At 52.6% G+C, this 13226-nt stretch carries 13 protein-coding genes; 8 read left to right on the forward strand and 5 right to left on the reverse strand.

Features of this window, described 5'->3' with window-relative positions; translation table 11 throughout:
• The first annotated feature begins 41 nt into the window (after positions 1 to 41).
• From yhfZ to FFT88_RS02880, 8 genes are all read left to right on the forward strand, one after another.
• Positions 42 to 947 (forward strand): GntR family transcriptional regulator YhfZ, encoded by a 906-nt coding sequence (gene yhfZ / locus FFT88_RS02845; protein ID WP_130221399.1) that lies wholly within the window; start codon positions 42 to 44, stop codon positions 945 to 947.
• A gap of 16 nt (positions 948 to 963) precedes the next feature.
• Positions 964 to 1326 carry a PRD domain-containing protein gene (locus FFT88_RS02850; protein WP_130208951.1) on the forward strand — a complete coding sequence of 121 codons (363 nt, stop codon included), beginning with the start codon at positions 964 to 966 and terminating at the stop codon, positions 1324 to 1326.
• 83 nt (positions 1327 to 1409) lie between these two features.
• Positions 1410 to 2573 carry a YhfX family PLP-dependent enzyme gene (locus FFT88_RS02855; RefSeq protein ID WP_135405521.1) on the forward strand — a complete coding sequence of 388 codons (1164 nt, stop codon included), beginning with the start codon at positions 1410 to 1412 and terminating at the stop codon, positions 2571 to 2573.
• Positions 2573 to 3799, forward strand: a complete 1227-nt coding sequence (locus FFT88_RS02860) for a phosphopentomutase (protein ID WP_135405522.1) — start codon at positions 2573 to 2575, stop codon at positions 3797 to 3799. Before FFT88_RS02855 ends, FFT88_RS02860 begins: the two co-directional genes overlap by 1 nt.
• Entirely contained in the window at positions 3796 to 4674 is an 879-nt protein-coding gene (locus tag FFT88_RS02865) for a phosphotriesterase-related protein (RefSeq protein ID WP_130258686.1), read from the forward strand. Before FFT88_RS02860 ends, FFT88_RS02865 begins: the two co-directional genes overlap by 4 nt.
• A gap of 10 nt (positions 4675 to 4684) precedes the next feature.
• The gene (locus tag FFT88_RS02870) at positions 4685 to 5038 is read left to right on the forward strand and encodes a DUF2620 domain-containing protein (RefSeq protein WP_000719728.1); all 354 of its coding nucleotides are present in this window, start codon (positions 4685 to 4687) and stop codon (positions 5036 to 5038) included.
• An 11-nt stretch (positions 5039 to 5049) separates the two neighbouring features.
• The gene (locus tag FFT88_RS02875; RefSeq protein WP_135405523.1) at positions 5050 to 6354 is read left to right on the forward strand and encodes a YhfT family protein; all 1305 of its coding nucleotides are present in this window, start codon (positions 5050 to 5052) and stop codon (positions 6352 to 6354) included.
• An 11-nt stretch (positions 6355 to 6365) separates the two neighbouring features.
• Positions 6366 to 7451: an aminotransferase class I/II-fold pyridoxal phosphate-dependent enzyme gene (locus FFT88_RS02880; protein WP_135405524.1), complete on the forward strand. Its 1086-nt coding sequence runs from the start codon at positions 6366 to 6368 to the stop codon at positions 7449 to 7451.
• Between the two features lie 107 nt (positions 7452 to 7558).
• Here FFT88_RS02880 and FFT88_RS02885 read toward each other — a convergent pair whose 3' ends face one another.
• From FFT88_RS02885 to nirB, 5 genes are all read right to left on the reverse strand, one after another.
• Positions 7559 to 7726, reverse strand: coding sequence for a YhfL family protein (locus FFT88_RS02885; RefSeq protein ID WP_064527562.1), 168 nt, complete (start codon positions 7724 to 7726; stop codon positions 7559 to 7561).
• A 276-nt stretch (positions 7727 to 8002) separates the two neighbouring features.
• Positions 8003 to 9376: a siroheme synthase CysG gene (cysG, locus tag FFT88_RS02890; RefSeq protein ID WP_135405525.1), complete on the reverse strand. Its 1374-nt coding sequence runs from the start codon at positions 9374 to 9376 to the stop codon at positions 8003 to 8005.
• An 18-nt stretch (positions 9377 to 9394) separates the two neighbouring features.
• Complete coding sequence (gene nirC / locus FFT88_RS02895; protein WP_135405526.1) at positions 9395 to 10201, reverse strand: nitrite transporter NirC; 807 nt, start codon at positions 10199 to 10201, stop codon at positions 9395 to 9397.
• Between the two features lie 125 nt (positions 10202 to 10326).
• Positions 10327 to 10653 (reverse strand): nitrite reductase small subunit NirD, encoded by a 327-nt coding sequence (gene nirD / locus FFT88_RS02900; RefSeq protein ID WP_000084764.1) that lies wholly within the window; start codon positions 10651 to 10653, stop codon positions 10327 to 10329.
• Positions 10650 to 13193, reverse strand: coding sequence for an NADPH-nitrite reductase large subunit (nirB, locus tag FFT88_RS02905; protein ID WP_000049201.1), 2544 nt, complete (start codon positions 13191 to 13193; stop codon positions 10650 to 10652). Before nirB ends, nirD begins: the two co-directional genes overlap by 4 nt.
• Positions 13194 to 13226 lie beyond the last annotated feature (33 nt).

Below are 13226 nucleotides of genomic sequence, written 5' to 3' on the forward strand. Positions count from 1 at the left end.
TTTAATGAAGATATAAATATTCACTTTATTGAAAATATACTATGCGTCGAACGTTTATCAAAAAAGAAGGCGTCGTCATCACGACTCTGGCTCGTTATCTGTTAGGTGAAAAGTGCGGTAATCGATTGAAAACCATAGATGAACTGGCAACTGAGTGCCATTCATCGGTTGGTCTGACACAGGCCGCGCTGAAAACGCTGGAATCAAGCGGCGCGATACGAATTGAACGCCGTGGGCGCAATGGCAGTTATCTGGTCGAGATGGATAACAAAGCATTGCTGACTCATGTGGATATCAACAACGTGGTATGTGCGATGCCCTTGCCCTATACCCGTTTGTACGAAGGACTGGCGAGCGGATTGAAAGCCCAGTTTGATGGCATTCCTTTTTACTATGCGCATATGCGTGGCGCGGATATTCGCGTGGAGTGTTTGCTTAACGGCGTGTATGACATGGCGGTAGTGTCCCGCCTGGCGGCAGAAAGTTATCTCACGCAAAAAGGGTTATGCCTCGCGCTGGAGTTGGGGCCGCATACCTACGTTGGCGAGCACCAGCTGATTTGCCGTAAAGGGGCGTCCGGCAACGTGAAACGCGTGGGGCTGGATAACCGCTCGGCGGATCAGAAAATCATGACCGATGTCTTTTTTGGCAATAGTGATGTGGAGCGCGTTGACCTCTCATATCACGAGAGTTTACAACGCATTGTTAAAGGCGATGTCGATGCGGTTATCTGGAACGCGGTGGCGGAAAGCGAACTGGCCATGCTGGGATTAGAAGCGACGCCGCTGACGAACGATCCGCTATTTTTACAGGCCACTGAAGCCGTGGTGCTAACGCGAGCCGATGATTACCCGATGCAACAATTGCTACGTGCGGTTGTTGATAAACATGCCCTGCTTGCTCATCAACAGCGAGTCGTCAGTGGGGAACTTGAACCCAGTTATTAAGCGAAAGGCGTCTTAAATGGAAAACAGACTCAACCTGCTTTGCGAGGCAGGAGTCATTGATAAGGACATCTGCAAAGGCATGATGCAGGTCGTCAAAGTACTGGAAACAGAATGCCATCTTCCCATACGCAGCGAGCAGGGAACGATGGCGATGACGCATATGGCGAGTGCGCTGATGCGCAGTCGTCGGGGCGAACACATACTGCCGCTGGATGACGAATTACTGGCGGAACTGGCGCAATCCACATACTGGCCAGCGATTGTGCAATTGCATCAGGTGCTATTGAAGGAATTCGCGCTGGAAATTAACCCGTGTGAAGAAGGGTATTTGCTGGCCAATCTCTATGGATTATGGATGGCCGCCAACGAAGGTGTCTGAGTCATACGGCAAATCCGCGTCACATAACTTAAATATTCAAAAAAATGAATGTTTAATTCAAGGAATAGAAACGAGGCAACAAGATGTTTGTAGAAGCATTGAAACGCCAGAACCCAGCGCTGATTTCCGCCGCACTAAGCTTGTGGCAACAGGGCAAGATCGCCCCGGACAGTTGGGTTGTCGACGTGGATCAGATACTGGAAAACGGTAAGAGGCTGATTGAGACGGCGCGGCTTTACGGCATTGAGCTGTATCTGATGACCAAGCAGTTTGGCCGTAATCCGTGGCTGGCGGAAAAACTTCTGGCACTGGGCTACAGCGGCATTGTGGCGGTGGATTACAAAGAGGCGCGGGTCATGCGCCGCGCCGGTCTGCCGGTGGCGCATCAGGGACATCTGGTGCAAATCCCTTGTCACCAGGTTTCTGACGCTGTTGCACAGGGAACTGACGTCATCACCGTGTTTACTCTCGATAAAGCGCGGGAAGTCTCTGCAGCAGCGGTGAAGGCCGGACGTGTGCAGTCTGTGCTGCTCAAAGTTTATAGCGATGATGATTTTCTTTATCCGGGCCAGGAGAGCGGTTTTCCCCAAAACACGTTGCATGACATTGTCGCTGAAATCCAAAAACTACCAGGACTAGATTTAGCGGGGCTTACCCATTTCCCTTGCCTGCTTTGGGATGAGGCTGCCGGGAAAGTTTTGCCAACACCGAATCTTCACACGCTGGTACAAGCACGGGATCAACTGGCGAAATCTGGTATTGCGATTGAGCAACTGAACGCGCCTTCAGCGACCAGCTGCACTTCGCTGCCATTGCTGGCGCAATACGGTGTTACCCATGCCGAACCCGGGCATGCGCTGACCGGTACTATTCCGGCAAACCAGCAGGGCGACCAGCCTGAACGTATCGCCATGCTCTGGTTAAGTGAAATCTCCCATCATTTCCGTGGCGACAGCTACTGCTACGGCGGCGGTTACTACCGTCGTGGTCATGCTCACCGCGCTCTGGTTTTTACTAAAGAAAATCAAAAGATTACTGAAACCAACCTCAAAACTGTAGATGACAGCAGTATCGACTACACCCTGCCGTTAGCAGGCGAGTTTCCGGTGAGTAGTGCCGTAGTGCTCTGTTTTCGTACACAAGTTTTTGTTACCCGCAGTGATGTGGTGCTGGTATCGGGTATTCAGCGTGGCGAACCGGAAATCGTCGGTCGTTATGACAGTCTTGGAAACTCTCTGGGGGCGTAATGGCGCGATTCGTGGTGTTAGTGATTGATAGCTTTGGCGTAGGCGCAATGAAAGATGTCACGCTGGTGCGCCCGCAAGATGCCGGGGCGAATACCTGTGGTCACATCCTGAGCCAGTTGCCGCATTTGCAGCTACCAACGCTGGAGAAGCTGGGGCTAATCAACGCATTAGGTTATGCGCCTGGAGATATGCAGCCGTCAGATTCTGCAACCTGGGGTGTGGCAGAGCTGCAACATGAAGGTGGCGATACCTTTATGGGGCATCAGGAAATTTTAGGCACGCGCCCGTTACCGCCGCTACGGATGCCCTTTCGCGATGTGATTGACCGTGTTGAGCAGGCATTAGTTTCCGCTGGCTGGCAGGTGGAGCGCCGTGGCGATGATCTGCAATTTCTGTGGGTCAATCAGGCGGTTGCGATTGGCGATAATCTCGAGGCGGATTTAGGCCAAGTCTATAACATTACCGCCAATCTCTCTGTGATCTCTTTTGACGACGCAATGAAAATTGGTCGTATCGTGCGTGACCAGGTACAGGTCGGTCGGGTCATTACATTTGGCGGCCTGTTAACCGACAGTCAGCGCATTCTCGATGCCGCAGAAAGCAAAGAAGGGCGCTTTATTGGTATTAATGCGCCGCGTTCTGGCGCTTATGACAATGGTTTCCAGGTCGTGCATATGGGCTATGGCGTCGATGAAAAAGTGCAGGTGCCGCAAAAACTGTATGAAGCAGGCGTGCCAACCGTGCTGGTGGGTAAGGTGGCAGATATCGTCAACAATCCTTATGGCGTGAGCTGGCAAAACCTGGTGGATAGCCAGCGGATTATGGATATCACCCTCGACGAATTTATCACCCATCAGACAGCGTTTATTTGCACCAACATTCAGGAAACCGACCTCGCTGGTCACGCAGAAGACGTCGCACGTTATGCCGAACGTTTGCAAGTCGTTGACCGTAATCTTGCTTTCCTGGTTGAGGCGATGCAGCCAGATGACTGTCTGATCGTCATGGCTGATCATGGTAACGACCCGACAATCGGTCACAGCCACCATACCCGCGAAGTCGTGCCTGTGCTGGTTTTTCAGCAAGGCCTGGCTGCCACGCAGCTTGGTGTTCGCACCACGCTTTCTGATGTGGGGGCTACCGTGTGTGAATTTTTCCGTGCGCCACCGCCACAAAATGGTCGCTCTTTTCTTTCCTCCCTCCGGTTTGCAGGAGACACCCTATGAGTTTTGATCCGACGGGTTACACCCTGGCCCATGAGCATCTGCATATTGATCTCTCCGGCTTTAAAAACAACGTGGACTGCCGCCTTGATCAGTATGCGTTCATTTGCCAGGAGATGAACGACCTGATGGCCCAGGGCGTGCGTAATGTGATTGAGATGACCAACCGTTACATGGGGCGCAATGCGCAATTTATGCTCGATGTAATGCGCGAAACCGGGATCAACGTGGTGGCCTGTACCGGTTATTACCAGGACGCGTTTTTCCCGGAACATGTGGCGACCCGCAGCGTGCAGGAACTGGCGCAGGAGATGGTCGATGAAATTGAACAGGGTATCGATGGCACGGAACTGAAAGCCGGGATTATCGCGGAGATCGGCTCCAGCGAAGGGAAGATTACGCCGCTGGAAGAGAAGGTGTTTATTGCCGCCGCGCTGGCACATAACCAGACCGGACGCCCGATCTCCACACATACCTCTTTTAGCACGATGGGGCTGGAACAACTGGCTCTGTTGCAAGCCCACGGAGTTGATCTTTCGCGCGTCACCGTTGGTCACTGCGATCTGAAAGACAACCTCGACAACATTTTGAAGATGATCGATCTCGGCGCGTACGTGCAGTTCGACACCATTGGTAAGAACAGTTACTACCCGGACGAAAAGCGTATTGCGATGCTTCATGCGCTACGTGACCGTGGGTTGCTGAACCGCGTCATGCTGTCGATGGATATTACGCGCCGCTCCCATTTAAAAGCCAACGGTGGTTATGGCTATGACTTTTTATTGACCACCTTTATTCCGCAATTGCGCCAGTCAGGATTCAGTCAGGCCGATGTGGATGTGATGTTACGTGAAAATCCCTCTCAATTTTTCCAATAAGGACAGACTCATGAAAAAGATTGGCGTTGCAGGCTTACAGCGTGAGCAGATTAAAAAAACCATCGAAGCGACGGCTCCTGGCTGTTTTGAAGTTTTCATTCACAACGACATGGAAGCGGCAATGAAAGTGAAATCCGGGCAACTGGATTACTACATCGGCGCGTGTAATACCGGTGCGGGCGCGGCATTGTCGATTGCCATCGCGGTGATTGGCTATAACAAAAGTTGCACCATTGCCAAGCCGGGCATTAAAGCGAAAGACGAGCATATCGCCAAAATGATCGCCGAAGGGAAAGTGGCGTTTGGGCTTTCCGTTGAGCACGTCGAACACGCGATTCCGATGTTGATTAACCATCTGAAATAAAAGGCACGACTATGGATCTGTATATTCAGATTATCGTGGTGGCGTGCCTGACGGGTATGACATCGCTTCTGGCGCATCGTTCGGCGGCTGTTTTTCATGACGGCATCCGCCCGATCCTGCCGCAACTGATTGAAGGCTATATGAACCGTCGCGAGGCGGGGAGTATCGCTTTTGGTCTGAGCATTGGTTTTGTGGCCTCGGTGGGGATCTCTTTTACCCTGAAAACCGGGCTGCTCAACGCATGGCTACTCTTTCTTCCTACCGATATCCTCGGCGTACTGGCGATAAACAGCCTGATGGCGTTTGGTCTTGGCGCTATCTGGGGGATATTGATCCTCACCTGCCTGTTGCCAGTAAACCAGCTGCTGACCGCGCTACCGGTGGATGTATTAGGTAGTCTGGGGGAATTAAGCTCGCCGGTGGTTTCAGCTTTTGCACTGTTCCCACTGGTGGCGATTTTCTACCAGTTTGGCTGGAAGCAAAGTCTGATCGCCGCCGTGGTTGTGCTGATGACCCGTGTGGTAGTCGTGCGCTATTTCCCGCATCTCAATCCGGAATCCATCGAAATCTTTATTGGCATGGTAATGCTGCTGGGGATCGCGATAACTCACGACCTGCGTCATCGTGATGAAAATGACATCGATGCCAGTGGGCTTTCGGTGTTTGAAGAGCGCACGTCGCGGATTATCAAAAACTTACCCTATATCGCTATCGTGGGGGCATTGATTGCTGCCGTTGCCAGCATGAAGATTTTTGCTGGTAGCGAAGTTTCGATCTTCACACTGGAGAAAGCATATTCCGCAGGCGTAACGCCGGAACAATCGCAAACGCTGATTAATCAGGCGGCTCTGGCAGAATTTATGCGCGGACTGGGGTTTGTGCCGTTGATTGCCACCACCGCGTTAGCCACCGGCGTATATGCAGTTGCGGGCTTTACCTTTGTTTATGCGGTGGGCTATCTCTCGCCGAATCCGATGGTTGCAGCGGTATTAGGCGCCGTGGTTATTTCGGCAGAAGTCTTGCTGCTTCGTTCGATCGGCAAGTGGCTGGGGCGCTACCCGTCGGTGCGTAATGCGTCGGATAACATCTGTAACGCCATGAATATGCTGATGGAAGTGGCTCTTCTGGTCGGTTCGATTTTCGCAGCAATTAAGATGGCGGGTTATACCGGATTCTCTATCGCGGTTGCCATTTACTTCCTCAACGAATCTCTGGGCCGTCCGGTACAGAAAATGGCGGCACCGGTCGTGGCAGTAATGATCACCGGCATCCTGCTGAATGTTCTTTACTGGCTTGGCCTGTTCGTTCCGGCTTAAGGAAGGCATCGATGAAGACGTTTCCTCTGCAAAGCCTGACGATTATTGAGGCACAGCAAAAGCAGTTTGCGCTGGTGGATAGCATTTGTCGCCATTTCCCCGGCAGCGAGTTTCTTACTGGCGGTGATTTAGGGTTAACTCCAGGTCTGAATCAACCGCGTATTACCCAACGGGTGGAGCAGGTGCTGGTTGATGCATTTCACGCACAGGCTGCGGCGCTGGTGCAGGGCGCGGGGACTGGAGCGATTCGCGCCGGGCTGGCGGCTTTGCTCAAACCGGGGCAGCGTCTTCTGGTGCATGACGCGCCTGTTTATCCGACGACTCAGGTCATTGTTGAGCAGATGGGGCTGACGCTTATCACTGCTGATTTCAATGACCTGGCGGCACTGAAGCAGGCCATTGAAGCGCAACAACCGGATGCTGCGCTGGTGCAGCATACGCGCCAGCAACCGCAGGACAGCTACGTGCTGGCAGATGTGCTGGCAACGTTGCGCTCGTCTGGCGTTCCAGCGTTAACCGATGACAACTATGCGGTGATGAAGGTAGCGCGAATCGGCTGCGAATGCGGGGCGAATGTCTCGACATTCTCCTGCTTCAAGCTGTTTGGGCCAGAGGGTGTTGGCGCGGTGGTAGGTGATGCCGATGTTATTCGTCGGATTCGCGCTACGCTTTACTCCGGCGGTAGCCAGATTCAGGGCGCTCAGGCGCTGGAAGTGTTGCGTGGGCTGGTGTTCGCGCCAGTGATGCACGCGGTGCAGGCGGGGGTATCTGAACGGTTGCTGGCCTTGCTCAACGGTGGCGCGGTGGCGGAAGTGAAAAGCGCCGTCATTGCCAATGCGCAGTCGAAGGTGTTGATTGTGGAGTTTCATCAGCCGATTGCCGCCAGGGTGCTGGAAGAGGCGCAAAAGCGCGGCGCGTTGCCTTACCCGGTGGGTGCGGAGTCGAAATATGAGATCCCACCGCTCTTTTACCGTCTTTCCGGAACGTTTCGTCAGGCGAATCCGCAATTAGAACATTGCGCGATTCGCATTAATCCAAATCGTAGCGGTGAGGAGACGGTACTGCGGATTTTGCGTGAGAGTATTGGCAGTATTTAATCGTTGTGAATGACGTTTACGGAGTTAATACAAAAACAAATACGCCCTCAGGTAATCCCGAGGGCGTCAGGTAATTAAATCAGCGTTAGCTAATTTCAGTCAGAGACTTACTGTGCAGTAGGACCGCAGCCGCCAATGATTTTAGAAATAGAAATTGCCGGGTGCAGCAGGTAGTCATAAGAGCAGTTCTTTTCACGGTTTTCAATATGACCAGTACATGCAGTTAATGTTGCCAGAACTGCACCAACCAGTGCCACTTTAATAAACTTGTTCATTTTCATTCCCTATGTAAAATATATCGAGTAATATTCATTGATTATGTGAATATAAGCAAACAGCTCGCTAAAGACGATACAGGAATATCTATTATGCGTCAGTGAACGGACTATGAATATTATGCTTATATTTGTAAGCCGCTGTAACTGAAGGGCGTTATTAAAATAAATTAGTTAAAAGTTTGTTTTATGTATGCTGAAAATAAACATTAATATAAGTATGTTTGTAAATAAAAAAAGGCCAGAAATATCCGGCCTTAGTTAATTTTTTTTAAATTAATGGTTAGAGAACCAATTTAATTTATTGCGCAGGCCAACGACCCGACCAATAATAATTAATGATGGGCTGTTCATTTGTTGAGCCAGTTCACCTAGCTGCGCGAGCGTACCGTCAATCACGCGTTGCGTGACCGCCGTGCCGTTTTCAACAATCGCCACTGGCATTTCACCAGGCATTCCGTGTTCAATCAGTTTTTGCTGAATGGTCGCGGCCTGATTCAGCCCCATATAGAACACCAGCGTCTGTTTTTCTGCCGCCAGATTTTCCCAGTCCAGCTCGCCACCGGTTTTTAAGTGTCCAGTAATTAAGCGTACGCTCTGAGCATAATCGCGATGCGTAAGTGGAATACCCGAATAGGCAGAGCAACCAGAAGCTGCGGTAATACCCGGAACCACCGAGAACGGAATGCCCGCGTTGCACAGTGTTTCCAGCTCTTCGCCACCACGGCCGAAAATAAACGGATCGCCGCCTTTCAGACGCACCACGCGTTTGCCTTTTTGCGCTTCCCGCAGCAGGATCTGGTTAATCTCTTCCTGCGGTACGCAGTGATATCCCGCGCGTTTACCGACGAAGACACGATCCGCATCACGGCGTACCAGATTCATAATATCGTCAGAAACCAGACGGTCGTAGACCACCACATCAGCCTGCTGAATTTGTTGCAGACCTTTCAGCGTCAGCAGCCCGGCATCGCCCGGACCTGCGCCAACCAGCACCACTTCACCACGATGATCGAGCGGTTCGTTGATTAACTGTTCGGTGGTTTCAGTAATGGCTTTCTGATCGTTGTTCGCCAGCGACTGCGCCAGACTGTCGTTAACGAACAGTTTTTCCCAGAAGCGGCGACGTTCACCCATCGTGGCGAACTGTTGTTTCACTCGACCGCGTAACTGCCCGGCATATTTCGCCACCTGGCCCAGATGCAACGGCAGCAGTGATTCAAGTTTTTCGCGCAACAGTCGCGCCAGAACCGGAGAAGTACCGCCAGAGGAGACCGCCACCATCAGCGGTGAGCGGTCAATAATCGACGGCATAATAAAGCTGGCGGCTTTCGGCGCATCGACCACGTTACAGAAGATGCGACGAGCTTCAGCGGCTTCGCTGACGCGCTGGTTAAGCGCGTCATCATCCGTCGCTGCAATCGCCAGCCAGCAGGTGTCGAGAAGGCTTTCATCAAATGGCCCTTCGACGAGGGTTAACATGCCTGCATCTGCCCATGCGGTGAACTGTGGAATAAACGCTAATGCATTCACCGTTAAGCGAGCACCTGCGTCTAACAGCAACCTTGCTTTGCGTTCCGCGACATCACCACCGCCGACAATCAGACAGTCGCGATCGCGTAATTGGCAAAATATAGGCAAATGATCCACGTAAAAACCCCTTAGTAATTAACCGGCAGCCGTTTCAGTTTGATTAAATTTGTCCGCAATCGGACGATTCGCTTTCGGCGTAGCATACCAATAACCCAATCCCATGAATACGGCGCCCGATAAAGTATTACCCAGCGTCACCCACAGCAGGTTATGACCAATACCCGCCAGCGTGTAGGCTTCGCTGTGGTTGCCGAACCAGGAGAGCGCGAACAGCGTCATGTTAGCGATGGAGTGCTCGTAGCCGGACGCGATAAATGCCAGCAGACACCACCAGATAGCGATAAATTTCGCCGCCCCTTCAGTGCGCAGCGCCATCCAGATTGCCAGACAAACCAGCCAGTTACACAATGCACCTTTGAAGAACAGTACCATTGCCGGTGCGGTGGTTTTAGCCAGCGCGACGGAGTGAACGATGCTGGTATCTACCGGCAGCAGGCTACCGCCGCCCCAGCTATAAAGCATGGCAACGAAGACGGAACCGACCAGGTTACCCAGCCAGGTTTGCGGCAGGATTGCCCACATTTGCCCGTGGCTGATGGTGCCCGCCTTCACTCCAAAGGTGAGGAACATGGTGTGTCCGGTGAACAGCTCAGAACCGGCGATAATCACCAGCGTTAAGGCGATACCAAAAGTTGCGCCCATCACCAGTGGACGAACGGACGGATCGAGCAAATTGCCGAGCGTGAAAATCAGAATGATCCCAAGACCCACATATGCGCCCGCCATGGCGGAGCTGACCCAAAAGCCGAGCGGGTTATTTGCCGACAGGCGTGCAATGCGCGCAGCATTAGCCGCACACTTATTAATAGTGTCTGTAAACATTTGATTATCCTTTAAAAAATAAAAACAAAAAATAAAACAAAAAGTTTAAAAAATGTCCTGCAATATACCGAAGGTCATTACAGGACAATGCAAAAAGGGGAGGCATTGCGCCTCCCGTTAAAACATTAACCGCGCAGCTGTACCACGCCGTCTTTCACTCGCGCTTCGTAATGCTTGACGGAAAACTGCTCGTCTTCCATGCACAAGCCGTCGCTTAAGCGAAAACGCTGTTTTTTCAGCGGGCTGGCGACCCACAGCTCGCCCTGGTGTTCCGCAATCAGCCCGCGTGACAGCACGCTGGATTCGAAGAACGGATCGATGTTGCTGATCGCAAACACCTGATCGCTGTGATACGGGCGGAAAATTGCTACCTGCTCGTCACCTAACAGCGCGCAGACGCCGGTTTCAGGCAGGATGTCATCGATTTTGCAGATGTCTTTCCACTGGCTCATGCGTTGTCCTCCACCAGAGTTACCGGGATACGTTCATACGGCGTTGCCGGACGGTGCTGTTCGCGCTCTGGCACCATCTGCACGTTCGGGTCACGCTTGTCGCTGTTGATGAAGTGTTTGAAGCGAGTCTGCGCAGACGGCGTATTGACCGTTTCGGTCCACTCACACACTACCGCTTCACGCAGGCGCGCCATCTCTTCTTCCAGATGTGCGTTCAGCCCCAGTTTGTCGTCAATGATCACCGCTTTCAGGTAATCGATGCCGCCTTCGAGGTTTTCTAACCACGGTGCGGTACGCGTCAGTTTGTCGGCGGTACGGATGTAGAACATCATGAAGCGGTCGAGGTATTTGATCAGCGTTTCGCGATCGATATCCGCCGCCAGCAGATCCGCATGACGCGGTTTCATGCCGCCGTTACCGCAAACATACAGGTTCCAGCCTTTTTCAGTGGCGATAATACCCACGTCTTTACCCTGAGCTTCTGAACATTCACGGGTACAGCCGGAGACACCAAACTTCATTTTGTGCGGCGTACGGATGCCTTTGTAGCGGTTTTCCAGTTCCACGCCGAGGCCGACGCTGTCGCCAACACCGTAGCGGCACCAGGTGCTACCCACGCAGGTTTTCGCCATACGCAGTGCTTTCGCATAGGCATGACCGGTTTCGAAGCCTGCTTCAATCAGCTGACGCCAGATCTCCGGCAGATCGTCTTTTTGTGCGCCAAACATCGCCAGGCGCTGGGAGCCGGTGATTTTGGTGTAGAGATTAAATTCACGCGCGATACGACCCACTGCCATCAGCCCTTCCGGGGTGATTTCACCGCCCGGAGAACGCGGGATCACCGAGTAGGTGCCGTCTTTCTGGATGTTAGCGAGGAAGTTGTCGTTAGAATCCTGCAGCGGAGTATGTTCCGGCTTCAGAATGTATTCGTTCCAGCAGGAGGCCAGCAGCGAACCGACGGTTGGTTTACAAACTTCACAACCGTAGCCTTTGCCGTGTTTCGCCAGCAGTTCTTCGAAGGTTTTAATGCCTTCAACGCGGATCAAATGGAACAGTTCCTGACGCGAATAAGCAAAGTGTTCGCACAGGTTGTTGTTAACTTCGATGCCCTGTTTCGCCAGTTCCGCGTTCAGTACCTGAGTGACCAGCGGGATACAGCCACCGCAGCCAGTACCCGCTTTGGTTTCGGCTTTCAGCGCCGCAACGGTGTGGCAGCCTTTGTTGATGGCCGCAATCAGGTCGCCTTTGGTGACGTCGAAGCAGGAGCAGATTTGCGCGCTGTCCGGCAGTTTATCAACACCGATAGACGGCTTACCGCTACCAGAGTGCGCTGGCAGGATCAGGGAATCCGGGTTTTCCGGCAGCTCGATAGCGTTCAGCACCAGTTGCAGCAGGTTACCGTAGTCGCTGGTATCGCCCACCAGTACCGCGCCGAGCAGGGTTTTGTTGTCTTCGCTGACAATCAGGCGTTTGTAGATCTCTTTGCTTTCGTCGAGGTAAACGTAGCTACGTGCGCCAGGCGTGCGACCGTGCGCATCACCAATACCGCCTACGTCTACGCCCAGCAGTTTCAGCTTGGCGCTAAGGTCAGCACCTTCAAAGGCGTTTTCGTTGCCGAGAATGTGGTCAACGGCGACCTGCGCCATTTTGTAGCCAGGTGCTACCAGACCAAATACACGGTTGTTCCAGCTTGCGCATTCACCGATGGCGTAGATATCCGGATCGGAAGTCTGGCAGGAATCATTAATGACAATACCCCCACGCGGAGCAACGTCCAGACCACACTGGGTTGCCAGCTTATCGCGCGGACGGATACCGGTAGAGAAGACGATAAAGTCAACTTCCAGCTCGCTGCCGTCGGCAAAACGCATGGTTTTACGCGCTTCGACACCTTCCTGCACAATCTCAAGGGTGTTTTTGCTGGTGTGAACGCGTACACCCATGCTCTCGATTTTGCGACGCAGCTGCTCGCCACCCATCTGATCAAGCTGTTCCGCCATCAGCATAGGGGCAAATTCGATAACGTGGGTTTCAATACCTAAGTTTTTCAGCGCGCCAGCGGCTTCCAGCCCTAACAGGCCGCCACCAACAACGGCACCGCGCTTGCTGCGACGTGCGCAGGATTCAATGGCGTTGAGGTCTTCAATGGTGCGATAGACAAAGCAGTCCTGAGTATCAGAACCTTTGATTGGCGGGATCCACGGATAGGAACCGGTCGCCATGATCAGCTTGTCATAAAAAACGGTGCGCCCGGCGCTGGAGTGGATCACCTTCTCCTGGCGGTTGATGGTGATAGCGCGTTCGCCGACCAGAACTTTGATGCCGTGTTTCTCGTAAAAGCCTTCGCGCACCAGCGACAGCTCTTCGGCGGTGTGGTGAGAGAAGTAAGACGAGAGGTGTACGCGGTCATAAGCGATGCGCGGTTCTTCACAGAAAACGGTAATATCAAAGTTGGCCGCATCAGATTTATCAAGAAGATCTTCGATAAAGCGATGGCCGACCATACCGTTACCGATAATTGCGAGTCTGACTTTGCTCATTTTTGCCTCGATTTCTTTTTTATTACCGCCTAC

It is taken from the genome of Escherichia sp. E4930 (assembly GCF_005845405.1).
GTDB lineage: Bacteria > Pseudomonadota > Gammaproteobacteria > Enterobacterales > Enterobacteriaceae > Escherichia.